We start from the raw sequence: 25,079 nt of genomic DNA, 5'->3' as shown, positions 1-25,079 counted from the left end.
GGCCAGGAAACCATGGCAGACGAAGAAACAGGCGAAGCCAAACCGAAGAAGAAATCCGGAGCGATGATGACGATCGTCGGCGTCGCGGTATTGACCCTTCTCGGCGCCGGCGGTGGCTGGGCTGTCGGCTCGATGCTCGCCCCGAACGTCAAGAGCGCCGAGCAGGCCGAAAAGCCGGCCGACCCGAAGGCGGCCGGAGGCGAGAAGAAGGAGGGCGAAACCGGCCTTCCGCATATCTCGACCGAGGCCAACAACGTCGTCCAGCTCGAGCCGATCACCTCGAATCTCGCTTATCCCTCCGAAAACTGGGTGAGGCTAGAGGTCGCACTTCTCTTCAATGGCCCCCCCGACGTGAAGGTCGCGGAGGATATCCATCAGGATATAATGGCTTACATCCGCACTGTCTCGCTGCAGCAGATCGAAGGTCCGCGCGGCTTCCAATATCTACGGGATGACATCCAGGAACGTGTTGACCTGCGCTCTCAGGGGCGCGTATCCAAGGTCATGTTCAGGACCTTTGTCGTCGAATGATTCGATTTATAATTTTCTTGGCCGCCATGATGGCGGTACCGGAATTGGCGGTGGCTCAGCAGCTGCCGACAAATCTGTTGAATATCCCTGTCGATGGTTCGGTCGCGGCCTGGATCATCCGTACATTCGGCCTTCTGACCGTTCTTTCGGTCGCGCCGGGCATCCTGATCATGGTGACGAGCTTTCCGCGCTTCATCATCGCCTTCTCGATCCTGCGCACCGGCCTCGGCCTCTCCTCGACGCCATCCAATATGATCCTGTTGTCGCTTTCGCTGTTTATGACCTTCTACGTCATGACGCCGACCTTCGACAAAGCCTGGCAGGATGGGGTGCAGCCGCTGCTTTCCAACCAGATCCAGGAGCAGGAAGCCATCCAGCGCATCGCCGAGCCGTTCCGCACCTTCATGGCCGCCAATACCCGCGACAAGGATCTGGCGCTCTTCGTCGATCTTGCGCGTGAGCGTGGCCAGAACGTCCAGACCGGCGCCCAGATCGATTACCGCGTGCTGATCCCGGCCTTCATGATCTCGGAAATCCGCCGCGGCTTCGAAATCGGCTTCCTCGTGGTTCTGCCGTTCCTCGTCATCGACCTGATCGTCGCCACCATCACCATGGCCATGGGTATGATGATGCTGCCGCCGACGTCGATCTCGCTGCCCTTCAAGATTCTCTTCTTCGTGCTCATCGACGGCTGGAACCTCCTGGTCGGCAGCCTGGTTCGCTCTTTCAGCTAAAACCACGGCAGTCTTCCTCGGTCCGGGTCTTCGGCCGCCACAGCAGACAACAAAAAACCCGCCTGGATCTCTCCGGCGGGTTTTGTGTTTGTCGGTGTCTCGAACCTTATGCGGTCCAGAACGGCTGCGTGCGGGCCGGCAGGGCAGGGACGTCGAAGTGGTCAGGAGCCTCGCCGCGCTTGGCGCGGTCGGCCATCGTCACGAAGGCCTGCTCGAGATGCTTGCAGAAGCGCTCGGCGTCGAAGAGCGGAGCGATATAGCGCTGCTCGGCGAGATGCGCCTTGTAGGCCGTGACCTTCTCGCGATTGTTGGCGAGCTCGACAGCCATATCCTCGTAATCCTGCAGATCCTTGCCGACCAGCTCCGGCAGGCCGATGGCGTTCAGCAGGCTCTCGCTGACGCGCGAGGCGAAGTTAGTGCCCTTCATCGTCAGAACCGGCAGGCCGCCCCACAGCTGTTCCGATGTGGTCGTGTGGCCGTTGACCGGGAAGGTGTCGATACCGAGATCGGCGGCCTGGATACGGTCGATATGCTCCTGGTAGCCGGTACGGGCGCAGAAGATGATCCTGTTCGCCGCGATACCGGATGCCCGGAACGCCTTGCGCAGGTTCTCCTCGTTGCGCGGAGAATTGCTCATCAGCCACAGGACGCTGTTCGGCGCCCGCTTCAGGATCCGCGTCCAGCTCGCAATGGCTTCCGGCGTGATCTTGCGGTTACCGTTGAACGAGGCGAATACGAAGGCATCGTCTGCCAGGCCGTACTGCTCGCGCGTCACCGGCTTCGGCTGCGGACGGTTCGACGGGTCGTTCGGCTGGTAGCTCTCCGGCATGCGGCAGAACTTCTCGTGGTAGAACGGCTTGGCGACGTCAGGCAGGACGAACTGGTCGCCGATGACGTAGTCGAGGTCGATCCCGAGCGTGCTGCCCGGGAAGCCGAGCCATGCGACGTGCACGGGCGCCAGCGGGATGTTGAAGCTGTTGGCGCGGCTATCCGCGGTATGACCCTTCAGGTCGACCATGATGTCGATATTGTGCGCGCGCACCAGGCGCAGCACTTCCTGGTCGGAGACGCCGTGGATGTCGACGATCGTGCCCCACTTGCTGCGATCGGTCTTGTTGTTCAGCAGGGCATAGGGGCCGCTGTGGTCGAACAGCACGATCTCGAACTTGTCGCGATCGTGGAGTTCGAGAACCCGCTGCATCAGCTTCATCGTTGCGTGGTTGTCCCAGAAGTCGGCGGACATGTAGCCGATGCGGATCTTGTCCGACCATGCATGCGGCTGCGCCCGGCGCGCCGCGACCTTGTCGGGATCGAGCTTCGGCACGCCGACCATCGGCAGGCGGTTGAGATCTTCGTTGCCGCACCAGTGCAGGTGATAGAAAGGATGGTCCTTGCGCAGCACTTCCGGCCGGCCGTCGAGGACCGCGTCGTCGACGACCTTCTGGTGCCTGAGGCTTTCCTCGTAGTCGTTGAATTCGCGCAGGAAGATCAGATACAGGAAGCGCGCCGAGAAATCCTTCGGGAAGCGCTTGAAGATGTTGCGGGCGAGCTGCTCGTTGGACGGGTCGCTGAGATCGTTGGAGACCAGCGTCGCGGCGGCCTGGAGATGTTCGCGGTTGCTGCTCTTGGACAGCACGTTCTTCAGCGGCTGGATCAGATCGCGCTGCTGGCGCGCATAGAAGACCGAGACCAGGATGAATGCCAGGTCGGGATCCTTCTGCGCCTTCTCGAAGTTGCGCATGCAGATGACCAGCGCTTCATCGTGTTCGCCGCAATCGTAGTGCAGGCGCGCGGCAAGCTTGTAATATTCGTAGGCGTTCGCACCGCCGGCCTTGGCCGCAAGCCCGTAGGACTTCGCCGCGTCGGACTTGAAGCCGAGCTGCAGCAGGTTCTTTGCGAGCAGGGCGTAGGTCTTCGCATCCTTCTGGGTGTCAATCAGCTGGTTCAGTGTTGCGAGGGACTGCGTATAGCGGCCTGCCTGAAATTCTCGGGACGCCACCGAAAACGAGACTTTGCTGTTCAAAACCGAACTCCGTTAGGAAATGCGCTGATCAAAACATCGATGCTGCCGCACGCAGCGAGCCGCCGCGTCTGGACGAGGCGAGCTGTGCTGTTTCTGGCCATGGCACATTTGCATCCGAAGCTTGCACGAAGCCGGTGTATTGCTTTGGAACGGGCGGAATTTAACTGTCTCCGACCCCCTGTTCCGGATTGTTTAACTATAGACTGCGGGGGGTTGGCGCCCCCTGCCACTTTTAAGAAGTTGGCAAGTATTGGCTGCGAGATTGCCCTGGACATGACGGGTTTGGGGCCAAAAAAGAAGGCGCCGAGTTGCATGAAGCAGGTCCGTCATCGCCGGTAATAGCAGTCCGGTAATGTCCTCCTTTTTGTATCTAGTTTTCTAGGGGACAGATTATGACAAGCATTAACACCAACACTTCCGCAATGGCAGCTCTCCAGACGCTGCGTAACGTCAACCAGAACCTCTCCTCCACGCAGAGCCACGTTTCGTCGGGCCTGCGCGTTGGCAAGGCTTCCGACAACGCTGCTTACTGGTCTATCGCCACGACGATGAAGTCGGACAACAAGGCCCTCGGCGCTGTTTCTGACGCTCTCGGCATGGGCGCTGCCAAGGTCGACACGGCTTACACCGCCGTTGAAAGCTCGATCGACGTCGTTTCCGAAATCAAGTCGAAGCTGGTTGCTGCAACTGAAGACGGCGTTGACAAGTCCAAGGTTCAGGACGAAATCACCCAGCTCCAGGCTCAGCTGAAGAGCATTGCTTCTTCCGCTTCGTTCAACGGCGAAAACTGGGTTGCCAACACCGCCGGCGAAACGATGAGCGTTGTCTCGTCCTTCGTCCGCAGCAGCTCGGGTGCCGTTTCGGTCACGACTTCGGAATACACGGCTGCCGATACCGACCTGCTCTACACCGACGCAACTGCCGGCACCGGCGGTATCCTCGGCACGGCTGGCGCTTCGTCGGGCAAGTCGATCACCGAGTTCACGATCGACTCCTCCACGACCAAGGGCGGCATCGACAACCTGCTTTCGGACGTTGAAACCGCACTGAAGAGCATGACCTCGCTCGGCTCCAAGTTCGGCTCGATCTCCTCGCGCATCGACATGCAGTCGAACTTCGTCTCGTCGCTCAGCGACTCGATCGAATCGGGTGTTGGCCGCCTCGTTGACGCGGACATGGAAGAAGAGTCCTCCAAGCTGACCGCGCTGCAGACGCAGCAGCAGCTCGCGATCCAGTCGCTCTCGATCGCTAACTCCTCTTCGCAGAACATTCTGTCGCTCTTCCGCTAAGACCGGAACAGCGCATCGCAAAAATGGAAATGGCCGGTGTTTCACCGGCCATTTTTCGTTAACAAGCCCTTAATGCTAAAATGGCATAAGTTACCGATTTTTAACGATTTTTTTTGGTCGTGTTTAGGTTGTTTTAACTATGATGCTGTTTCCTAGGGACATCGAAACGGCGGTCGATCAACAGACGATCGGCAGGCATGACGCTGAGCGCCGTTCCCGGTGAGACCGGAATGCCCTTCATCACGTAGCCAATTAGGGGCACATTTAAAATGACCAGCATTCTTACCAACAATTCCGCAATGTCCGCACTGCAGACGCTGCGCAACGTCAACCAGAACCTGTCCGACACCCAGAACCACGTTTCGTCGGGCCTGCGCGTTGGCAAGGCTGCCGACAACGCAGCTTACTGGTCGATTGCCACGACGATGAAGTCGGACAACAAGGCCCTCGGCGCTGTTTCTGACGCTCTCGGCATGGGCGCTGCCAAGGTCGACACGGCTTACACCGCCGTTGAAAGCTCGATCGACGTCGTTTCCGAAATCAAGTCGAAGCTGGTTGCTGCAACTGAAGACGGCGTTGACAAGTCCAAGGTTCAGGACGAAATCACCCAGCTCCAGGCTCAGCTGAAGAGCATTGCTTCTTCCGCTTCGTTCAACGGCGAAAACTGGGTTGCCAACACCGCCGGCGAAACGATGAGCGTTGTCTCGTCCTTCGTCCGCAGCAGCTCCGGCGGCGTTTCGGTCACCACGACCGAATACACGGCTGCCGAAACCGACCTGCTCTACACCGACGCAACGGCTGGTACGGGTGGTATTCTCGGCACGACCGGCGCTTCGTCGGGCTTCTCGATCACCTCGTTCACGATCGGCGCTTCCACGACCAAGGGCGACATCGACAACCTGCTGACCGACGTTGAAACCGCTCTGAAGGACATGACTTCGCTCGGTTCGAAGTTCGGTTCGATCTCCTCGCGCATCGACATGCAGTCCAACTTCGTTTCGTCGCTCAGCGACGCAATCGACTCGGGTGTTGGCCGCCTCGTTGACGCCGACATGGAAGAAGAGTCCTCCAAGCTGACCGCTCTGCAGACGCAGCAGCAGCTCGCGATCCAGTCGCTCTCGATCGCCAACTCCTCTTCGCAGAACATCCTGTCGCTCTTCCGCGGCTAATAAGTCCAGAAAACATACCCGCCGGCTTAGTCCGGCGGGCACTGAAAAGAAGCCGCGCCTTAACAGGTGCGGCTTTTTGTCGTTGGCGTTAACGATTTGTTAACCATTTTGCCGTCTTCTGCGCTCAACGTAACGGTGAGTTAACCGAGATTAATCGCAGGTTAACAGGCATGAGCGCTGCTTCCCGTTCCCGGTAGGCCGGAATGTCCCTTCTCGACGTTTTTGCCAATAAGGGGCACATTTTTCATGACGAGCATTTTGACGAACGTCGCAGCCATGGCTGCACTTCAGACACTTCGTAGCATTAATAATAATCTTGAAACGACACAGAACCATGTTTCCTCGGGTTACCGTGTCTCCAAGGCTGCAGATAACGCAGCCTACTGGTCGATTGCGACCACCATGCGCTCCGACAACAAGGCCCTGTCCGCAGTCTCCGACGCACTGGGTCTTGGCGCCGCAAAGGTAGACACCGCCTATTCTGCGATGGACAACGCCATCGACGTCGTCACCGAAATCAAGGCCAAGATCGTCGCCGCAACCGAAAAGGGCGTCGATCGCACCAAGATCCAGGAAGAAGTGAAGCAGCTGCAGTCGCAGCTCCTCAGCATTGCCCAATCGGCATCCTTCTCCGGCGAAAACTGGGTCGCAGGCAACGAAACGAAGAGCGTCGTCTCTTCCTTCGTTCGCGACGGCAACGGCGAGACCTCGGTTACGACCACCGAATACGTCCTCAATTCGGCCTCTAACGGCAACGTCCTGTTCGGCACCAGCAATGGCGCGATCGATACCTCCACCGGTATCATCGGCTCGACCAACGGCACCGTCGGGTCGATCTTCTCGCTCGACATCTCAAACATGTCGGACGGCGATATCACCCTCGCATTGAACGTTGTCGAGCAGGGTCTGGAATCGATGACAAAGGCTGCCTCGCAGCTCGGCTCGATCTCGACGCGAATTCAGCTGCAGGAGAATTTTGTCTCGTCATTGAGCGACTCGATCGACTCCGGTGTTGGCCGTCTCGTCGACGCGAACATGGAAGAAGAATCGTCCAAACTGACGGCGTTGCAGACACAGCAGCAGCTTGCCATCCAGTCGCTGTCGATCGCAAATTCGAGCGCACAGAACGTTCTCACGCTCTTCCAGCGCTAAGCCGGAAAATTGAAGCTGGATCGAATCTTGCGTCGCGATTTTCAACCGGCAGAAAAGATCTCGAAATCGCGCTCAAGAGGCGCGATTTCTCGTTTGAAAACAATTTGTTACAGTGATCGTGAAGTTTCCGCCCGCCGGACCGCTCCAAGCCTTGAAAGCATGCTTAAGTTCGGGTTAATTTCACCGGCGAGTTGATTTGTTTTACAGCGACGCACCGGCCGATTGCCGGGGGCATGAGGCCATAATCTGTCGCTACCGGTTTCCGGTCTGTCCCTTTCCATTCATACAAGAGATCGACAGATGGCTTATTCCATTCAGGACCCTGCTGCGCTCACCGCACTGAACGTTATGCGCGGCCTCGGCAAGGATAACGACAAGATCCAGCAGCAGATCTCGTCCGAGCTGCGCATCCAGTCCGCGGCCGATGACGCCACCTACTGGTCCTACGCCCAGACGCTGCGCACCGACGGCAATTCGCTGAAGACCATCGACGACGCTCTTGGCCTCGGTGCCGCCAAGGTCGATACGACCTACACGTCGATGAACTCGCTGATCGACCTCGTCACCAACATCAAGTCGACGCTCGTCTCGGCTGCCGACCCGGCAAACGATCGCGACAAGCTGAACACGACGCTTCAGCAGCTGAAGGGCCAGCTTCAGTCCGCCGTCACCGGCACCAGCTTCTCCGGCGAAAACTGGCTCTATAACAACAGCTCCGCCATGCCCGACACTCGCTCGGTGATCGGTGGCTATACGCGCGGTCCGAACGGCCAGTTCTACCCCGAGAACATCAGCATTCCGTCGTCGAACCTGGTGATGATCGATTCCCGCGACGCGTCGAAGGGCCTGCTGACGAAGGCGATCGATCCCGGCAATGGCACCGGTAGCCAGTTTTACCTGCTCAACGCCAATTCCAGCACGCCGGCCGCCGGCACCGAGATTGCGCTTTCGGACAGCACATCGAGCCAGGACCTTGCCGACATGCAGTCCGCGGTCGAGAAGATCCTCTCGAGCCTGAACACGACGGCATCCGGTCTCGGCATCATGCAGAACCAGATCGACGCCCGCTCCGATTACATCAGCAAGATGATGGATTCGCTGGACACCACGGTTGGTGCGCTCGTCGACACCGACATGGACGAAGCCTCCACGCGCCAGACGGCGATCGGGACGCAGCTCAACGTTGCCACCGAAGCGATGAACATCCTCAACACGTCGGCAGGCAACATCCTGATCCTTCTCGAGTAGCATTCCCGTCCAGATGGCGGGCGTTTGCGCCCGCCATTCATCCTCGCGCAAGTTTGGCTTTCTAGGTTTCAGGCAAGGATGGCGCATCAGGTTTTGGGCGGCCGTCGGAGTTGGTTTGAACGGGGCGCAGGCATGCCGCATCTTTTCGCAGATAACGGGTCGACACGATGAGCGCGATGCTTTCCCGCTATCTCAAGGATTTCAGTGACATCAAGCCCGTCGCCCCGGCCCCGGAGCCGATGGACTTTGCCGACGACACCTTCGGCGGCTTCGCCGATATCGCCGAAGAGCCGGTTGTCGATCTGGAAGCCGAGAAGCGCAGCGCCTATGCCGAGGGCCATGCGGCCGCGACGGCGGAGCTCAGCGAAAAGCATGCCGTCGAAATGCAGACCCTCGAACTCATTCACCAGCGTGAATTCGAGGAGTTGAAGGCCAAGTATGAGGAAGAGCTGGCGGCGCTGATTGCCGCACGTCTTTCCAATATCGCATTCGATGTCGCCGATCTCGTCAGCGCCGCAGCCGTCAAGGCCGTTGCGCCTGTCGTGACTGAGGCAGTCGCCGAGGATGCCGTCAAAAGTCTCGCTGCCCTGTTGCGCGAGGCGATCCTGGATGGCGCTGCCGGCCCTGTTGTCGTCAAGGGACCGGCGAAACTCTTTGCCCTGCTGGAAAAGGCACTCGGCGAAAAGCCCGGTCTGCTGCGTCATCTCGAAACGGATGACGTGGATCTTGCAGTTGAGGTTGATGGTTCCGTTCTCGTGACGCGCATCTCGGCCTGGTCGGCCAGCCTGAAGAAAGTTCTGGAATGAGCGAGAGCGAAAATCACCACCACGGCAAGAACGAAGTCATCATCGTCAAGAAACATGGCGGTGGCGACCACGATGGCGCCCATGGTGGCGCCTGGAAGATTGCCTATGCCGACTTCATGACGGCACTGATGGCCTTCTTTCTCGTCATGTGGCTGGTCAATGCCGCCAACGAGGAAACCAAGGCCTCGGTCGCGACCTACTTCAATCCGATCAAGCTCGCCGATGAAAAGCCGACCGAAAAGGGCCTGAAGAAGCCTGTCGATACGGCTGACGGCGAGGAGACTAAGGACAAGTCCAAGCAGAAGGAAGAGCAGCAGACGCAGGGCGCATCGGCTGCAAGCGGCGACGACCAGACATCGACCTCTGGCGACCAGACCAACTATTCCGAAGCCGACTTCTTCGAGAACCCATACTCCGTTCTGGCCGAGATCGCCCAGGAAGTCGGGCAGCAGGCCAATGTCAGTGCCAAGGGCGAGGGCGGTGCAGCCGATTCCGGCCCCGCGACCGGCGCCGACGGCGGTCAAGCCTATCGCGATCCCTTCGATCCGGATTTCTGGACGAAGCAGGTCGAGGTGACGCGCGCCGACAATCCTGGCAAGACGCCGGCGACCAAGGACGCCAAGGAACAGCCTGACGCGACCGAGCTGGCAAAGCTCGAAGCCGAGAAGCCGGACACCGACACCGCGGACGTCAAGCCTGCCGACCAGCACGCAAAGCCGGCCGACAAGCAGCACGACAAGACCGCAGACGGCAAGGCGGACGATCAGAAGCCTGACGATGCCGCAAAGACCGAAGAAGAAAAGTCCGATCCGGTCAAGCAGGCCGAGGAAGAGAAGAAGGCCGACGAACTGAAGCAGGAGATCGCCAAGCAAATCACCGGCGTCGCCGGCAAGCTTGCCGAGGGTCTCACCGTCGTTCCGGCGGAAGGCGGGTTGCTGGTCAGTCTGTCGGACCAGGCGAACGACTCCATGTTCAATGTCGGCTCGGCCGTTCCCCGCAAGGAAATGGTTCTGGCGATGGAGAAGATCGGCGAAGTGCTGAAGGCCCGCCAGGGTGCGGTCGTCATCCGCGGCCATACCGACGCGCGCCAGTACAAGGGCGCCGATAACGAGAACTGGCGCCTGTCCATGGACCGCGCCCAGGCTGCCTACTACATGCTGGTTCGCGGCGGTCTCGGAGAGGGGCGTGTCTCGCAGGTCTCCGGCTTTGCCGATCGCAAGCTGAAGCTGCCCGATGATCCGCTCAATGCCGCAAACCGCCGTATCGAAATCCTCGTCCAGGGGGATCAGGGGTAAGCCATGGCGCGCCGCAAGCACCATCGTCTTCTGTCGATCGCACTCGGGCTGGCGCTTGCAGCGCCCGCGGCCGCGCGCGCCGACGAGCAGGAAGATCTGGCGCCTTACAAGATGCTGCGCTCGCTGCAGTTCGTGCAGGATTCCGTTGTCTCAGGCGATCACTCCGCCGCGGAAATGCAGCGCTTCATGCTGGGCACGATCGATCAGCGCCTACGCACCGTCGATCCAGCCGTCTTTGATGACGATCGCAACGTCGATGCGGCGCTTGTCTATGCGATGAGCGGCGGTAACCCCGCCACGCTCGAATATCTCGTCTCCCGCGACGTCAACGGCTATTTCGACAATCGCGTCACCGATGTGCTGCGCAAGTATCTGAGCGGCAAGGGCCTGCTCGTCGCCAAGACGCTTGTCGAGACCGCAAACGAATATCGCGACAAGAAGATCGGCCCCTATCTCTCGCTGGTCGGCGGCAACGTCATGGTTGCCCGCAGCCCGCTCGAGGCGCTGAAGCTCTACGATCAAGCGCGCCTGTCGGCGCCCGGCACCATCGTCGAGGAAGCGGCGCTGCGCCGCTCCGTGGCGATCAGCGTCGAGGCCGGGCTTGTCGACAAGGGCATGGCCTATTCGCAGCGCTATGTTCGCCGCTTCCTGCACTCCCCCTATGCCAGCCAGTTCGCCGATCTCTTCGTCAAGCTGATCGTCGATCATGAGCATGACGTGAAGACCGAGGACGTCGTCAGCATCCTGAGTTTCATGGATGATGCGCGTCAGCGCGAAGTCTATCTCCGCATCGCGCGCGCGGCAGGCATTGCCGGCAAGGTCGAGCTCTCCAAGACGGCCGCGGAACACGCCCAGGCCCTGTCGGGCGGCGAAACCGATCCGCTCGGCGCGCTGGCGAGCTTCTATGGCAATATGGCCTCGGTCTCGACGCCGGACGTCGATTCGGCGGCCCAGCATATCGGCAAGGTCGCCGATGGCGATCTCTCGGATCGCGACAAGGCGCTGCGGGCCGCTGCCCGCTCCGTGGCAGAACAAGTATTGAAAGCGCCTGACCCTGCAAGCTTGACGCAAGCAAGCGATTCTACTTCTTCTAATGAAGAGAATACTTCAGAACAGGCCGCTGTTACTACGGACGCCGAATCGCAATCGCCCACCGCTCCCCCATCGGAACCGGTTGACGACGGAGCGGCACCGGCGCTCCCGGCAGACAGCAGCCAGGACCAGCAGAATGCTGATCCTGCCTACAAATCCTTTATGGCTGCGAACCGGTCCAAGCTTGACGATATCGACAAGCTGCTGGGCGAAGAGGGCAATTGAGATCATGGATATCAGCGTTTCGGGGGGAACGGCACCGGTTGAGGCGCCGTCAGCGAAATCCAATCGCCCTGTCGGCAAGGACGATGATGGCGGCAAGGGCGGCTTTTCGGACGTCCTGCAGAAAGCCGGCGATAACGGCCAGGGCGCCAACGACGCTCAGACCGCTGACGGCTCGCAGCCCGCTGACACCCAGGCCGATGCCAGCGTCATCGCCCGGTCGCGCCAGCATCCGAAGCCGATCATTGATCTCAGCGACACCTCGCTGAAGCAGCAGGCCGAAACCAAGCCGGAAACGGTCTCGGTCGGCAAGACGCTGAAGGAACAGTTGCAGGAAGCCGCTGCGCTGCCGAAGGAAAAGAATACCAAGGACAAGTCCGACAAGCTCGACGAAGACACCCTGCCGCAGGCGGCCAAGGGCGCCAAGCCGGCAAAGGGCGAAGAAACCAAGAAGTCTTCCAAGGGCGAGACCGAGGATGCCGCAAGCGATGCGCTCGATCTCCTGAAGAAAGACGTCCCGCAGCAGCCTGCCGTGATCACCACGGTCATGCAGGGCACCGCCGTGAAGGCGAAGGACGACACCGCGCCTGGCAAGGACAAGAAGGACGATAAGGTCGAGGCAACCGGCAAGGCGGAAACGCATGCCACGGACGCGCTGGCGGCGATCAGCGGCCCGAAGGCTGCCGAGGTTCCCGTGCCCGGCGCTGAGGGCTCCGAGGCTGCCGATGGCAAGATCTTCCGTTTGAGCCGCGCCGATGGCCGCGGTGAATCGATGGATATTCATATCGGCACCGAAAATGCCGGAGAGACCGGCGCCAAGGCCAAGACGGATATCGAGAACGTCACCGTGCTCGAATCGCGCCGCTATATCGGCCTCGCTCAGAACTCCGCTTCGGTCACCGCTGCCATCAGCGGCGACAAGGAATGGGCGCAGGCCATGCAGCCTGGCTCGGCGCTGTCGAACGCCGCCGAGTGGACGAGCACCGGCAAGGTCGTCAATACGCTGAAGATCCAGATGACGCCGATCGATCTCGGTCTCGTCACGGCGACGATGCGCCTGTCCGGCGATGCCCTCAACGTCGATCTGAAGGTCGAGACGGGCGCGGCCTACCGTCAGCTCAAGGAAGATCACAGCAAGATCCTCGAATCGCTGCGCAGCCAGGGCTACACGGTCGACAACGTCACCATCAGCATGGCGCCGGTCGAAAAGACCGACACCAGCGCGCAGGCGAACGCACAGGGCCAGTCCGGCCAGCAATACCTGCAGCAGGGACAGGGCGGGGAGGCGCGTGAGCGCCAGTCGCAGACCGCACAGCGAGGGAATGGAGGCTTTGATGGCGCAGCTGAGACCGGCGTGGAAGGCGCTGCTTCTGGCTCCGATCGCAGCAGCGGTTCTGGCGGCGTTTACCTCTGAGGCAGCCGCCTCCAACGGTGCCTGCGAGAAGGAAATCCAGTCGGCCGCTGCCAAGTACGGCATCCCCGAAGGCATCCTCTACTCGGTCGGTTTGACGGAGACGGGACGCAAGGGATCGTTGTATCCCTTCGCGCTCAATATCGAGGGAAAGGCGGTCTTTCCACCCTCCGAAGCAGATGCCATGCGCCAGTTCGATACGGCGACCCGCGCGGGCGCGAAACTGATCGACGTCGGCTGCATGCAGATCAACCATTACTTTCATGGCGAGAACTTCCGCTCCGCCGAGGAGATGTTTGACCCGCACACCAATGTGGAATATGCGGCGAAGTTCCTGCGCAACCTCCACGACCGTCACGAAACCTGGACGATGGCGGTAGCGAGATACCATGCAGGACCCAACAACGACCCCGCGCAGAAGCAGTATGTCTGCCGGGTGATCGCCAATCTGGTCGCCACCGGCTACGGCAAGTGGACTCCTAATGCGAGTAACTTCTGTCAGAATTGATGCAATCAAAGATGGCAAAAAGAGAACAAAGCGGAATCGTGTCGAAATGTGGCAGGAATCCGCCAGAATCTGGCCACGCAAGACCTAATTTACCAGCTGTTAACTTTTCCACGAAATTTTTGTGTGCATAAGTCCGGTGACCTACTATATGTAGAGCAAATCGGGACGCAAAGGTTAAGCAACTATTAATTCCTGCCATTAACTTCCAACACCTTGTTCCAGATTCGTACGATTCGTACCCATAGATCATCGAAGTGCCACACTGATTCGGAGGCGGACGAATGATCGTCGTGGTTGATGAGCGCGAGCTCGTTAAGGATGGATATACATCTCTATTTGGCCGGGAAGGCATTCCTTCGACAGGCTTTGATCCAAACGAATTTGGCGAATGGGTGCAGACGGCGGCGGACTCGGATATCGCTGCTGTTGAAGCATTCCTGATCGGCCAGGGCCAGCAGACCTTCGAGCTGCCGCGGGCAATCCGCGATCGCTCCCAGGCGCCTGTCATCGCGGTCAGCGATCAGCCCTCGCTCGAAACGACGCTTGCACTTTTTGATTGCGGTGTCGACGACGTGGTCCGCAAGCCGGTCCACCCCCGTGAAATCCTCGCTCGCGCTGCGGCCATCCGCCGCCGCCTGAAAGCGATTGCAAGCCACACCGATATCGGCGCCATCCGCGTCTTCTCGGACGGCCGCGATCCCGAGATTCACGGCGAAGTTTTCGCGCTGCCGCGCCGCGAGCGCCGCATCCTCGAATATTTGATTGCCAACCGTGGACGCCGCGTCACGAAGACCCAGATCTTCAACGCCATCTACGGCATCTTCGACGAGGAAGTCGAAGAGAACGTCGTCGAAAGCCATATCTCCAAGCTGCGCAAGAAGCTGCGCAAGAAGCTCGGTTTCGACCCGGTCGATTCGAAGCGCTTCCTTGGCTACTGCATCGACTGGAACTGATTTCAGTGCTGGGCCCTGCTGCGCGGGCGCCCGTTCAACATTTCGAACGGTCCGCTCGCCACCAGACAGCTTCACGCAAGGCCCGCCAAATACTCTCCAAGCTATCAAGGAAAACGAGGTTTTCAGATGAGCATTTTTGGCAGCATGAAGACGGCAGTGTCCGGCATGAATGCCCAGGCAAACCGCCTGAGCACCGTCGCCGACAACATCGCGAACGCAAACACCACGGGCTACAAGTCGGTATCGACGGCATTTTCGTCGCTCGTCCTGCCGTCCTCGGCCGGCAACTACAACTCCGGTGGTGTTCAGACGTCCGTCCGCCAGTCCGTGACTTCCCAGGGTGATCTCTCCTACACGACCTCGGGCACCGACCTCGCCATTTCGGGCGATGGCTTCTTCATCGTCCAGAGCCCGGACGGAACCTCGGTTCTGACCCGCGCCGGCGATTTCACCAAGGACAAGAACGGCAACCTGGTCAACGCCGCCGGCTTCACGCTGATGGGCTACCCCTACACGGCAGGCCCGCCGGCAGTCGTCGTCAACGGCTTCGATGGCCTCGTTCCCGTCAACGTCAACCAGTCCGGCCTGACCGCGATCGAATCGACGAGCGCCACCTTCTCCGGCAACTTGAACTCCGACATGCCCGTTGTGCCGGCTGCCGACTTGCCGAGCGCAAACGTCGACCCGGGCGTCAGCGCGGCCGGTACGCCCAACACCTACAAGACGTCGATGGTTGTCTTCGACAAGCTTGGTGGCAAGGTTCAGTACGATTTCTACTTCACGAAGTCAGCCGCAGCCACTGCGACGACGTCCGGTGAATGGGACGTGGCGATCTACCGCAAGGACGCGGCGGCAACGTCGGGCACGAGCTCGTTCCCGTATACCCCGGCTACTCCGGTTGCCAGCGGCACGATGGTCTTCGACAAGAGCGGCAATCTGATTACCGACCCGGCCGACGCGGACGCCGGTTCGATTACCGGAAACGTCACCATTGCAGATACGACGAGCGATCTCAGCATCGATCTCGATCTTTCGAAGTACACGCAGAAGGCCTCTGCCAACAGCGGTACGGGTTCGCCGAACGGTCAGCCGGCCAGCGAAGTTACCGGCGTCACCATCGACAAGGATGGCACGGTTTACGCCAACTACAAGGAAGGCGATCCGAAGCCGGTCTTCCGCATTCCTCTGGCGACTGTTGCCAGCCCGGACGAGCTGACGCTTCTCAGCGGCAACGTCTATCAGGCAAATGGCCGATCGGGCGTTACGGTCACCGGCTACCCGCAGACCAACGGTTTCGGCTCCATCCAGGCCGGCGCACTCGAAGGCTCGAACGTCGACCTCGCAGGTGAGCTGACCGAGATGATCGAATCTCAGCGCAGCTACACCGCCAATTCCAAGGTCTTCCAGACGGGTTCGGACATCATGGACGTCCTCGTCAACCTCAAGCGATAATCTAGGGTAACCGGTAAGCCATGTCGCTCACGTCAGCACTTAATACGGCTCAAAGCATCTTCAACAACACGGGCACGCAGAGCGCGATCGTGTCGGGGAATATCGCCAATGCCGGCAACAAGGACTATGTGCGCCGGCAGGCGATGATCAGCACGTCGCTGGATGGCGCATCGGTAGTCAAGATCGACCGTGCGCAGGAGGATGCTCTCCTGCGCCAGTACCTTGCAAGCAACTCGCAGGACAGTGCACAGCAGACGCTGTTGAACGGCCTTGAAGACGTCAAGAGCATTCTCGGCGGTAACGATTATGAGACGTCCCCGTCCTCATACCTCGCCGCCTTCCAGCAAAAGCTCGGCGCATTCCAGACGTCCCCGAACAACGCCGTCGCCGCACAGGGCGCGATCAGCGCAGCGCAAGACCTTGCAAACTCGCTGAACAACGCTACGGCATCGGTTCAGAATACCCGAGCGGCCGCAGACAAGTCGATCGCGACCCAGGTTGACACGCTGAACTCGTTGCTCTCGCAGTTCGAGACGGCCAACAACGCCGTCAAGAATGCAGTCAACACCAACTCCGACCCGTCGGATGCATTGGATCAGCGCGACAAGCTGCTGAAGCAGATCTCCAGCATCGTCAGCGTCAATCCGGTGTCGCGCAGCGGCAACGACATGGCGCTTTACACTGCCGATGGCGTCGTACTCTTCGACACCGTTCCGCGCTCGGTTCAATTCACGCCGACGCCGACCTACCAGGCGAGCGACAAGGGCAACGGTGTCTATATTGACGGCGTGGCTCTCGCCATGGGGCAGGGCGGCACGACCTCCGGCCAGGGAAGCCTTCAGGCGCTTCTGCAGATTCGCGATGACGTCGCGCCGAAGTTCCAGAACCAGCTGGACGAAATCGCCAAGGGCCTCATCAACATGTTCGCGGAGACCAACTCCGACGGCAGTTCGACGAAGCCAGGCTTGTTCACATGGACGGATTCGACCGGCGCTGTCGGCGGAATGCCGCCGATCGATACGACCACGAACCCAGCCACCAGCCCGATCATCTCAGGCTTGGCAGGTTCGATCAAGGTAAGCTCCGCGGTCATCACCTCACAAGGTGGCGACCCCATGAAGCTTCGTGACGGTTCGATCAACGATCCGGTACCTGCCCCGACGACGCCGCCCTATTTCAATACGAATCCTACGGGCAATGGCGGTTACACGGCGCAGCTCGACAAATACTACAATGCCATGAGCGCGAAGGTCGATTTCGACCCGGGCACCGGCGTAGTCGGTTTCAACACCGGCTCGGGCATCGATTCCAACGTCAGCATCATGGACTTTGCCGCCAACTCTGTCGGTTGGCTCGAACAGTACCGCAGCAGCGCCAGCGATGCCTCTGAGAACACGTCGGCTGCTCTGTCGCGCTCGGACCAGGCCTATTCAAACGAGACTGGCGTCAACCTCGACGAGGAGCTGACGCTGATGCTCGATATCGAGCAGTCCTACAAGGCGGCGACGAAGATTTTGAACGCCGTCGATGAAATGCTGAAGTCATTGCTGGATATTGCGAGTTAACGATGAAAAGCTCATTCATTTCTAGTTCGGCCATTCAGAACGCCATGCGGTTGACGATCCGTCAGTCGCAGAACCAGATGGTTCAGTCGGCAGTCGAGGCCAGCACCAAGATGTACGCCGACGTCGGCGTAGCGCTCGGTGTGAATACGGCGAAGAGCATCGACTTCAACCGCGAAATCGACCGTATCAAGTCGATCAAGGACAGCAATTCCGTCGTCAACCTTCGCCTGGAAATGTCGCAGAACGGTCTCGGTGACCTGAACAGCTCTGCCGACGATCTGATGGCCAAGCTGACGGCGCTTAAGGGCAGCGAAAGCGCGACGACGATCAGCGTCACATTGCAGCAGGCATCCAGCGCGTTCTCGACGCTGATGGGGACTGCGAACTCCTCTGCCAACGGCGAGTACCTCTTCTCCGGCGTCAACACCGATGTGCCGCCGCTGACCGACCAGAGCTCTGCAGCAATCAGCGCCATGCAGACCAATCTGCAGGCCTATGCCAGCGGCCTGACCAATCCCGTCACCGGCAATCCCAAGACGGTTGCCGATCTCGATGAAACCGACATGAAGAATTTCATGACGACGTTCGTCGAGCCGATGTTCACCGGTGACACGTTGCCGGCAGGCTATCCGGTCGGCGCACCGGTGCCGACGTCAGGCGCTTACGTCACGAACCCGCCGGCTTGGGGCGATTGGTCTTCTGCATCGAACCAGAACATGACCAGCCGCATCAGCAATTCGGAAGTCGTCACGTCTTCGACCAATGCCAATTCGGACGGCATGCGCTATTTCGCCATGGCGACGATCATGACGCAGGCCCTGGCCGGTCAGGGGCTTGGAACGGCCGGCATGGCGGGTCTGTCGGATGGCGCAATTGACTATGCAGGCCGGGCCGTTGACGGTCTGACGGGCCAGCAGAGCCAGCTTGGTCTCTCGCAGGAGCGTGTGACGAAGTCCAACGATGCGTTGGATGCTCAGTCCACCATTCTGCAGGGCAAACTCATCGATCTCACGGGCGTGGATCCGGTCGAGGCGACCACGATCGTCAAGAACATGGAAACCCAGCTTCAGACCTCTTACACGATCATCTCGAAGATCCAGCAGTTGAGCCTCGTAAACTACCTTTGATGATCAAAGGTACCTAGAAGGATGCATGAATGTATCAGTTCTCTTATGCCGAGGTCATGCAAGACTCGGTGGCCGATGCAAAAGAAAGGGAACGACAAGTTCTCGATCGGTCTATCGAAATGCTTGCCGCGGCGCGCGACAAGGGAAAATACGGCCGGGAAGCCATCGAGGCGCTGTTTTACACCCGCCGCGTTTGGGTCAGCTTCGTGGAGGACTTGAAGCACCCGGACAATCAGCTTGAGATTGAGCTCCGCGCCAATCTGATTTCGATCGCAATCTGGATTTTGAAGGAATGCGACAGGATCAGACGGCGGCAATCGGACAACTACCAGGGCATTATCGACATTACCACCATCATCAGGGATGGACTTAAATGAAAAGTACACTTCGCATTTCACTTAAAGCCGGGGAAAGAATCTTCATCAACGGCGCGGTTTTGCGCGTTGACCGCAAGGTCGCGCTGGAATTCCTGAATGATGTGACCTTCCTTCTCGAAAATCACGTCTTGCAGCCGGAAGATGCCACGACGCCTCTGCGCCAGCTTTACTTCATCGCGCAGATGATCCTCATCAATCCGGAAGGCAAGGAACAGTCGACGGCGATGTTCCGCAAGTCGATCACCATGCTGCTCACCTGCTTCCGCAACGAGGAAGTTCTGGCCGAACTGAAGCGCATCGACGGTCTGGTTTCGACCGGCCGCGCCTTTGATGCTCTCAAGGCGATCCGCTCGCTCTACGCCATTGAGGACAACATCCTCAACACGCAGGAAATGGCGCCGGCGATGGTCGAACAGATCCGCAAGGAGATCGCACCATGGCGGTAAGCGGCGTCGGAGCGACGGACACTTCGTCCTCGTCGAGCAGCACGTCTTCTGCCCAGCAGAAGGCGACGCTGAACTACGATAACTTCCTTCAGCTGCTGATCGCGCAGATGAAGAACCAGGATCCGACCGATCCCGTAGATGCCAGCGAGCAAATGTCTCAGCTCGCCAGCTTCTCGCAGGTCGAACAGACGATCCAGACGAATACCAAGCTCGACACGCTGCTTTCCAGCTCCAGCCTCACTCAGGCCGGCAGCTACATCGGCAAGTACATGGAAAGCGCGGACGGTAGCGTCAAAGGCGTCATCTCCTCGGTCAAGGTTTATTCCGACGGCATCATTGCAACGACGAAGGATGGCGGTAAAATTCTCGTCCAGACTGGCGTCACGATCTCTGATTCGGCGCCGGCGACGACCCCGACGGACGGCTCGACCACGACAGGCGATAACAGCAGCTCTGGCAGCTCGTCCAACACCTAAGTCCGGCTCGCGCCGGACTTTTCTCCCAGGGCGATATGAGGTTGCCTGATGAATGAAGCTGATGCACTCGATCTGTTCCAGGCAGCCATCTGGACCGTGCTTGTCGCGGCGGGCCCCGCGGTTGCTGCGGCCATGGTCGTCGGTCTGATCATCGCGCTCATTCAGGCCCTTACGCAGATCCAGGAAGCGACGCTGACCTTCGTTCCGAAGATCGTCGCCGTCCTGATTACCGTCGGCATCTCGGCGCCCTTCGTCGGCTCGCAGATTTCGATTTTCACGGACATGGTTTTCTCGCGCATCCAGTCCGGCTTCTGAGCCATCTTCGCGCAAGCTTCGCCATTTAACTGTCGATCCGAATAGGGCGGGTCCCGGTATCCGCCTCCTCTCATGAAGAGACGGAACCAGTTATGGCGCAACCACCTGCACTACCGCTTCCCAAATCCGCACCGAGTTTGCGCGATATCGGCTTTGCCTTCGGCATCATCGTTATCATCTGCATTCTCTTCCTGCCGATTCCGCCATTTCTGATCGACCTCGGCCTGGCATTCTCGATCGCTTTCTCGGTGCTGATCCTCATGGTCGCACTGTGGATCAAGAAGCCGCTGGAATTCTCGTCATTCCCGACCATTCTGCTGATCGCGACCATGACGCGATTGGCGCTGAACATCGCCACGACGCGCGTCATCCTTTCGCACGGCAACGAAGGTCATGATGCGGCCGGTGGCGTTATCGCCGGCTTTGCAAGCCTCGTCATGTCCGGCGACTTCGTGATCGGTCTGATCGTCTTCCTGATCCTGATCACCATCAACTTCATCGTCATCACCAAGGGTGCGACGCGTATCGCGGAAGTCGGCGCGCGTTTCACCTTGGACGCCATTCCCGGTAAGCAGATGTCGATCGACGCCGACCTTTCGGCTGGCATCATCGACGAGAAGGAAGCCCAGCGCCGCCGTAAGGAACTCGAAGAAGAAAGCTCCTTCTTCGGTGCCATGGACGGTGCGTCCAAGTTCGTGCGCGGTGACGCTGTCGCCGGCCTTCTGATCACCGGCATCAACGTCTTCGGCGGCATCATCATCGGCTATTTCCGCCACGGCATGCCGATCGGCGAAGCGGCTGACGTCTTCGTCAAGCTGTCTGTCGGCGACGGTCTCGTGTCGCAGATGCCGGCTCTTATCGTTTCGCTCGCTGCAGGCCTCCTGGTTTCGCGCGGCGGCAATGTCGGCTCCACCGACGAAGCGGTTATCGGTCAGCTCTCCGGCTATCCGCGCGCTCTCTCGGTCTCGGCCGCCCTCATGGCCATCCTCGGCCTGATGCCCGGTCTGCCGACCGTCCCCTTCATGCTGCTCGGCGGCCTGATGGCTTTCGGCGCCTGGTTCATCCCGCGCCAGATCGAGGCTGAGAACAAGATCCGCCGCGAACAGGAAGAAAAGAAGGTCGTCCAGAGCAAGGAGCTCGAGAAGGACTCGGTCAAGTCGGTCCTGCGTACCTCGGAAATCGAGCTCGCACTCGGCAAGATGGTCTCGACCCGCCTGCTCGGCGCACATCAGGAACTCGCCTTCCGCGTCGGCAAGATGCGCAAGAAGTTCGCGACGCAATACGGTTTCGTCGTTCCCGAGATCAAGGTCACCGACGATATCGCGATCGCCGAAAAGTCCTACCAGATCCGCATCCACGGCACGACCGTCGCATCGAACCAGCTGCGTGTCGGCGAAGTGCTCGTCGTCACCGGTTCTGGCCGCAAGCCGCGCATTCCGGGAGACGAAATCCGCGAACCCGCTTTCGGCATGCCGGCGGTTTCGGTTCTCGAAGCCTTTACCGAAGATCTGAAGCGCGAAGGCTTCCAGCCGATCGACAACGTCTCCGTCGTCCTGACGCATATGAGCGAAGTCATCCGCAACAACCTGCCGCAGCTCCTGTCCTATAAGGACGTCAAGGTGCTGATCGACCGGCTCGATCCGGAATACAAGAAGCTGGCGGACGAAATCTGCACCTCGCACATGTCCTATTCGGGCCTGCAGGCGGTGCTGAAGCTGCTGCTCGCCGAGCGCGTCTCGATCCGCAACCTGCACCTGATCCTCGAAGCCGTCGCCGAGCTCGCGCCGCATGTCCGCAAGACCGAGCAGATCGTCGAACACGTCCGCATCCGCATGGCGCAGCAGATTTGCGGCGACCTTGCCGACAACGGCGTGCTCCGCGTCCTGCGACTCGGCAGCAAGTGGGATCTCGCCTTCCACCAGGCTCTGAAGCGCGACAACAAGGGCGAAGTTGTCGAATTCGACATCGATCCGCGTGCTCTCGAAGAGTTCAGCGAGCAGGCGACGAAGGTTATCCGTGAATTCATGGATCGCGGCCTGCCTTTCTGCCTTGTCACGTCGCCGGAAACGCGCTCCTATGTGCGCATGATCATCGAACGCTTGTTCGCGACGCTTCCGGTTCTGTCCCACGTCGAGTTGGCGAAGGGCATCGAGATAAAGATTTTGGGCTCGGTTTCATGATAACAGACCCGCAGGGCACCATCCTTGCGCTCTTTCTGATCTTTTGCAGGGTTGGTGGTTGCGTCTTGGCGATGCCGGGGTTTTCCTCGGCACGCGTGCCTGAAATCCTGCGGGTTTTCGTTGCTGCCGGTCTGTCTCTCGCCCTGCTGCCGATGATGTGGGATACGGTCTATCCCTCGGTCAGCGGCACCAGCGCCACCTATATCGGCCTGATCTTCACCGAATCGCTGATCGGCGTCATGTACGGCCTTCTGGCCCGCGTCTACACGATGGGCTTCCAGTTCGCGGCGACGATCATCGCCATGATGGTCGGCTACACCTCGCCGGCCGGTAACGACGTCGTCGAAGATTCGCAGGAAACCAGCCTGTCCGGTTTCATCACCTTCGCCGGCATCATGGTTCTCTTCCTGATGGACTTCCATCACATCGTCTTCAAGGCGCTGGTCGATTCCTACACGACCATGCCCTTCGGCGGCCCCGGCGACATGCGCGCCAACCTGATCTCGCTCACCGATACGCTGGTCTCGACCACCTACATCATGCTCCGGCTCTCGAGCCCGTTCCTGATCTACAGCATGATGTTCAACGTCTCGATCGGCTTCATCAACAAGCTGGCGCCGCAGATCCCGGTCTACTTCATCTCGACGCCTTATCTGCTGCTCGGCGGGCTCTTCCTGTTCTATTTCTCGGTCGCGGCCCTGATCAGCCAGTTTGCGCAGTCCTTCCCCACTGTCTTCATAGGGCTCTAGAGCAATGGCGGAACAGACCCGGTCTCAGAAGCTGAAGCGCCTGGTCGCGGTGCAGCGTCATCTCGAGCAGATGGCCGAATACGACCTGGCCGAAACGGCGCGCCAGCGCGTCGAGGTCAATCAGTCGATGGACAATGTCATCGATGCGTTGGGCTCCGTCGATCCGATTCACCGCGCCTTCTCGCAGAGCTATGCCGACCGCTTCGAGCGACTCAGCACCAAGGACAAACAGCTGACGGGCATCCAGCAGCTGCACGAAATGCGCCTGCAGCGCGAGCGCGCAAAGGGTGACAGGCTGGAGGAGGGGATGAAAGAAGCCCTGGAATCCGAGCGCCGCGAGGCCGATGACAATGCGGTCTACGATATCATCGACCAGAAATTTGCAACGCCAGCCTCCAGCAAGCTTCAAAAATAATAATCGCCACAACCTTACATTAGAGGATTGTGACATTGGCTATCTCGCCCCCCAGTGATCTTGTCCTGGACGTTGTCAAAGCTGCCGACCCGACAGAGGTCGCGGCCGCCCAGGAGAAACTGAAGGCAGCCCGTGCTGCGTTCCGGGCAACCAGCCTTGCCGAGAACGGCAATGGCTTCTCCTCGAAGATCGAAGGACTCGAAAGCACGGCGAAAACCGGCCTCGACGACGTCAAGAATCGCGAAAAGACCGAACAGATTCCGGAAACCTACCGGAAGTTCGAATCTATGGTTCTGCAGAACTTCATCAAGAACATGCTGCCGAGCGACAGCGAGCAGGTCTACGGCAAGGGCGCCACCGGCGACATCTGGAAGGGCATGATGGCCGAGCAGCTCGGTAACGTCATCTCCAAGGGTGACGGCATCGGCATCGCCAAGCAGCTCTATCACGATGCCCTTCGCAAGAAGGAAGGCGGCATCGTCAACGCCACTGCCGACCAGGATGACCGCAAGGTCGCCTTCAGCATGATCGACGAATTCCAGCGCAAGACATTTGGCACGCCGACGGCGGAGACCAAGTCCAGTAAAGAAGCATAGCCGAGGATAAAAATGGAAATAATCTCGAACGAATATCGTATCAAATCGGTCCTCGGCCGCCTGGAAATGATCATCGATAACGAGAATACGCGCATCGGTGCCGATCCGCAGTTCGACCTCAAGGTATCGAACGCGCACAAGAGCCGTTGCCTGTATGAGCTGTCGATGCTGTTCCGCGATACCGATCCGGCTGAACTTGCCGCTTCGCATCTCGACCAGCTGCATGGTCTGAAGAAGAAGCTGACGCTCAACGCGCGCCGCGTCGAGGCTCACCTCGAAGCCGTCCGTGCCGTCGCCGATCTCCTGAAGAGCGCCGTGCAGGATGCGGATGCCGATGGCACCTATTCCCAGGAACAATTCGTCGCGCGTGATAACTGATGCTTAAACTCGTCTTTACAGGCATCTGGGTCTGCGTCATCACGCTGGCTTCGGTCTATTTCTCGGTGAAGATGGCTACCGCGCCAGCGCCGCCGCCGGACGATTCCAAGCAGGCGCAGCTCGAGCTTGTCAAAGGCGAGACCGTCACCATTCCGATCATCGGCGATGGCGCAGTAACCGGCTATTTCATCGGCCAGCTGAACTTCATGATGAACAAGGATGTCGTGAAGGGCGCCACGCTGCCGCTGACGGAAATGACGACGGATCAGCTGTTCACGCTGCTCGTCGGCAACAAGATGGTCGATATCAGCAAGGTGAAGTCCTTCGATCCGCAGGCATTCCGCGATGCGGTCAAGAAGGGCATGAACGAGCGGCTGGGCGGCGACTACATCGCCGACGTCATGCTGCAGCAGCTCGATTATCTGTCGAAGGAAGATCAGAAAGCCGCCACCTCCGGCCAGCAGCCGAAGATGGGCAAGCCGGTCAAGATCGTCGAAGCTGCACCTGCAGAGGATGCGGCAGCGGCGCCGGCCGCGCACTGATCGTATTCATCGTCCAGATCGAGATGGC

The 25,079-nt window shown here is 59.5% G+C and carries 26 protein-coding genes; 25 read left to right on the top strand and 1 reads right to left on the bottom strand.

Annotation, left to right across the window (positions count from 1 at the left end):
- The first annotated feature begins 12 nt into the window (after window positions 1-12).
- Window positions 13-531 (top strand): flagellar basal body-associated FliL family protein, encoded by a 519-nt coding sequence (locus ACODR6_RS24780; protein ID WP_112713290.1) that lies wholly within the window; start codon window positions 13-15, stop codon window positions 529-531.
- Window positions 528-1,265 carry a flagellar type III secretion system pore protein FliP gene (gene fliP / locus ACODR6_RS24775; protein ID WP_112713288.1) on the top strand — a complete coding sequence of 246 codons (738 nt, stop codon included), beginning with the start codon at window positions 528-530 and terminating at the stop codon, window positions 1,263-1,265. The genes ACODR6_RS24780 and fliP overlap by 4 nt, the downstream gene beginning before the upstream one ends.
- 106 nt (window positions 1,266-1,371) lie before the next feature.
- Here fliP and ACODR6_RS24770 read toward each other — a convergent pair whose 3' ends face one another.
- Complete coding sequence (locus tag ACODR6_RS24770; RefSeq protein WP_489024972.1) at window positions 1,372-3,288, bottom strand: O-linked N-acetylglucosamine transferase, SPINDLY family protein; 1,917 nt, start codon at window positions 3,286-3,288, stop codon at window positions 1,372-1,374.
- 392 nt (window positions 3,289-3,680) lie between these two features.
- Between ACODR6_RS24770 and ACODR6_RS24765 the strand changes: the two genes are divergently transcribed.
- From ACODR6_RS24765 to ACODR6_RS24655, 23 genes are all read left to right on the top strand, one after another.
- Window positions 3,681-4,577, top strand: coding sequence for a flagellin N-terminal helical domain-containing protein (locus ACODR6_RS24765; protein WP_112713284.1), 897 nt, complete (start codon window positions 3,681-3,683; stop codon window positions 4,575-4,577).
- Window positions 4,578-4,846: 269 nt separating this feature from the next.
- A complete protein-coding gene (locus ACODR6_RS24760) occupies window positions 4,847-5,746 on the top strand; it encodes a flagellin N-terminal helical domain-containing protein (RefSeq protein ID WP_203429579.1) in 900 nt (299 codons plus the stop codon).
- A 246-nt stretch (window positions 5,747-5,992) separates the two neighbouring features.
- Entirely contained in the window at window positions 5,993-6,898 is a 906-nt protein-coding gene (locus ACODR6_RS24755) for a flagellin N-terminal helical domain-containing protein (RefSeq protein ID WP_112713280.1), read from the top strand.
- Between the two features lie 300 nt (window positions 6,899-7,198).
- The gene (locus ACODR6_RS24750) at window positions 7,199-8,146 is read left to right on the top strand and encodes a flagellin N-terminal helical domain-containing protein (RefSeq protein WP_489024970.1); all 948 of its coding nucleotides are present in this window, start codon (window positions 7,199-7,201) and stop codon (window positions 8,144-8,146) included.
- A gap of 167 nt (window positions 8,147-8,313) precedes the next feature.
- Window positions 8,314-8,952, top strand: a complete 639-nt coding sequence (locus ACODR6_RS24745; protein ID WP_489024968.1) for a hypothetical protein — start codon at window positions 8,314-8,316, stop codon at window positions 8,950-8,952.
- Window positions 8,949-10,247, top strand: a complete 1,299-nt coding sequence (locus tag ACODR6_RS24740) for a MotB family protein (RefSeq protein WP_130279052.1) — start codon at window positions 8,949-8,951, stop codon at window positions 10,245-10,247. The genes ACODR6_RS24745 and ACODR6_RS24740 overlap by 4 nt, the downstream gene beginning before the upstream one ends.
- A gap of 3 nt (window positions 10,248-10,250) precedes the next feature.
- Entirely contained in the window at window positions 10,251-11,564 is a 1,314-nt protein-coding gene (gene motC, locus ACODR6_RS24735) for a chemotaxis protein MotC (protein WP_112713272.1), read from the top strand.
- Between the two features lies 1 nt (window position 11,565).
- Window positions 11,566-12,975, top strand: a complete 1,410-nt coding sequence (gene fliK / locus ACODR6_RS24730; RefSeq protein WP_489025087.1) for a flagellar hook-length control protein FliK — start codon at window positions 11,566-11,568, stop codon at window positions 12,973-12,975.
- A complete protein-coding gene (locus ACODR6_RS24725) occupies window positions 12,896-13,480 on the top strand; it encodes a transglycosylase SLT domain-containing protein (protein ID WP_489024966.1) in 585 nt (194 codons plus the stop codon). The genes fliK and ACODR6_RS24725 overlap by 80 nt, the downstream gene beginning before the upstream one ends.
- Before the next feature lie 281 nt (window positions 13,481-13,761).
- Window positions 13,762-14,433: a transcriptional activator Rem gene (rem, locus tag ACODR6_RS24720; RefSeq protein WP_112713268.1), complete on the top strand. Its 672-nt coding sequence runs from the start codon at window positions 13,762-13,764 to the stop codon at window positions 14,431-14,433.
- Window positions 14,434-14,559: 126 nt separating this feature from the next.
- Window positions 14,560-15,885, top strand: a complete 1,326-nt coding sequence (locus ACODR6_RS24715) for a flagellar hook protein FlgE (protein WP_199626188.1) — start codon at window positions 14,560-14,562, stop codon at window positions 15,883-15,885.
- A 20-nt stretch (window positions 15,886-15,905) separates the two neighbouring features.
- Window positions 15,906-17,450, top strand: coding sequence for a flagellar hook-associated protein FlgK (gene flgK / locus ACODR6_RS24710; protein WP_199626189.1), 1,545 nt, complete (start codon window positions 15,906-15,908; stop codon window positions 17,448-17,450).
- A gap of 2 nt (window positions 17,451-17,452) precedes the next feature.
- Window positions 17,453-18,577 carry a flagellar hook-associated family protein gene (locus ACODR6_RS24705; RefSeq protein ID WP_199626190.1) on the top strand — a complete coding sequence of 375 codons (1,125 nt, stop codon included), beginning with the start codon at window positions 17,453-17,455 and terminating at the stop codon, window positions 18,575-18,577.
- A gap of 29 nt (window positions 18,578-18,606) precedes the next feature.
- Complete coding sequence (gene flaF, locus ACODR6_RS24700) at window positions 18,607-18,954, top strand: flagellar biosynthesis regulator FlaF (RefSeq protein WP_112713260.1); 348 nt, start codon at window positions 18,607-18,609, stop codon at window positions 18,952-18,954.
- Window positions 18,951-19,400 carry a flagellar biosynthesis repressor FlbT gene (gene flbT, locus ACODR6_RS24695; RefSeq protein WP_112713258.1) on the top strand — a complete coding sequence of 150 codons (450 nt, stop codon included), beginning with the start codon at window positions 18,951-18,953 and terminating at the stop codon, window positions 19,398-19,400. The genes flaF and flbT overlap by 4 nt, the downstream gene beginning before the upstream one ends.
- The gene (gene flgD, locus ACODR6_RS24690) at window positions 19,391-19,876 is read left to right on the top strand and encodes a flagellar hook assembly protein FlgD (protein WP_489024962.1); all 486 of its coding nucleotides are present in this window, start codon (window positions 19,391-19,393) and stop codon (window positions 19,874-19,876) included. Before flbT ends, flgD begins: the two co-directional genes overlap by 10 nt.
- Window positions 19,877-19,924: 48 nt before the next feature.
- Complete coding sequence (gene fliQ / locus ACODR6_RS24685; RefSeq protein ID WP_112713254.1) at window positions 19,925-20,191, top strand: flagellar biosynthesis protein FliQ; 267 nt, start codon at window positions 19,925-19,927, stop codon at window positions 20,189-20,191.
- 92 nt (window positions 20,192-20,283) lie between these two features.
- On the top strand, window positions 20,284-22,371 hold the full coding sequence (gene flhA / locus ACODR6_RS24680) for a flagellar biosynthesis protein FlhA (RefSeq protein ID WP_112713252.1): 2,088 nt from the start codon (window positions 20,284-20,286) through the stop codon (window positions 22,369-22,371).
- Window positions 22,368-23,120: a flagellar biosynthetic protein FliR gene (gene fliR, locus ACODR6_RS24675; protein WP_112713250.1), complete on the top strand. Its 753-nt coding sequence runs from the start codon at window positions 22,368-22,370 to the stop codon at window positions 23,118-23,120. The genes flhA and fliR overlap by 4 nt, the downstream gene beginning before the upstream one ends.
- Window positions 23,121-23,124: 4 nt before the next feature.
- The gene (locus ACODR6_RS24670) at window positions 23,125-23,535 is read left to right on the top strand and encodes a hypothetical protein (RefSeq protein ID WP_112713248.1); all 411 of its coding nucleotides are present in this window, start codon (window positions 23,125-23,127) and stop codon (window positions 23,533-23,535) included.
- A 35-nt stretch (window positions 23,536-23,570) separates the two neighbouring features.
- Window positions 23,571-24,131, top strand: coding sequence for a rod-binding protein (locus ACODR6_RS24665; RefSeq protein WP_112713246.1), 561 nt, complete (start codon window positions 23,571-23,573; stop codon window positions 24,129-24,131).
- Between the two features lie 12 nt (window positions 24,132-24,143).
- Window positions 24,144-24,509 (top strand): hypothetical protein, encoded by a 366-nt coding sequence (locus tag ACODR6_RS24660; RefSeq protein WP_112713244.1) that lies wholly within the window; start codon window positions 24,144-24,146, stop codon window positions 24,507-24,509.
- Entirely contained in the window at window positions 24,509-25,051 is a 543-nt protein-coding gene (locus ACODR6_RS24655; RefSeq protein ID WP_130279049.1) for a hypothetical protein, read from the top strand. The genes ACODR6_RS24660 and ACODR6_RS24655 overlap by 1 nt, the downstream gene beginning before the upstream one ends.
- Window positions 25,052-25,079 lie beyond the last annotated feature (28 nt).

This window comes from Rhizobium sp. FG96, assembly GCF_057808655.1.
Note: the sequence above shows the minus strand (reverse complement) of the source record. Positions and strands in the feature narration are given on the sequence as shown.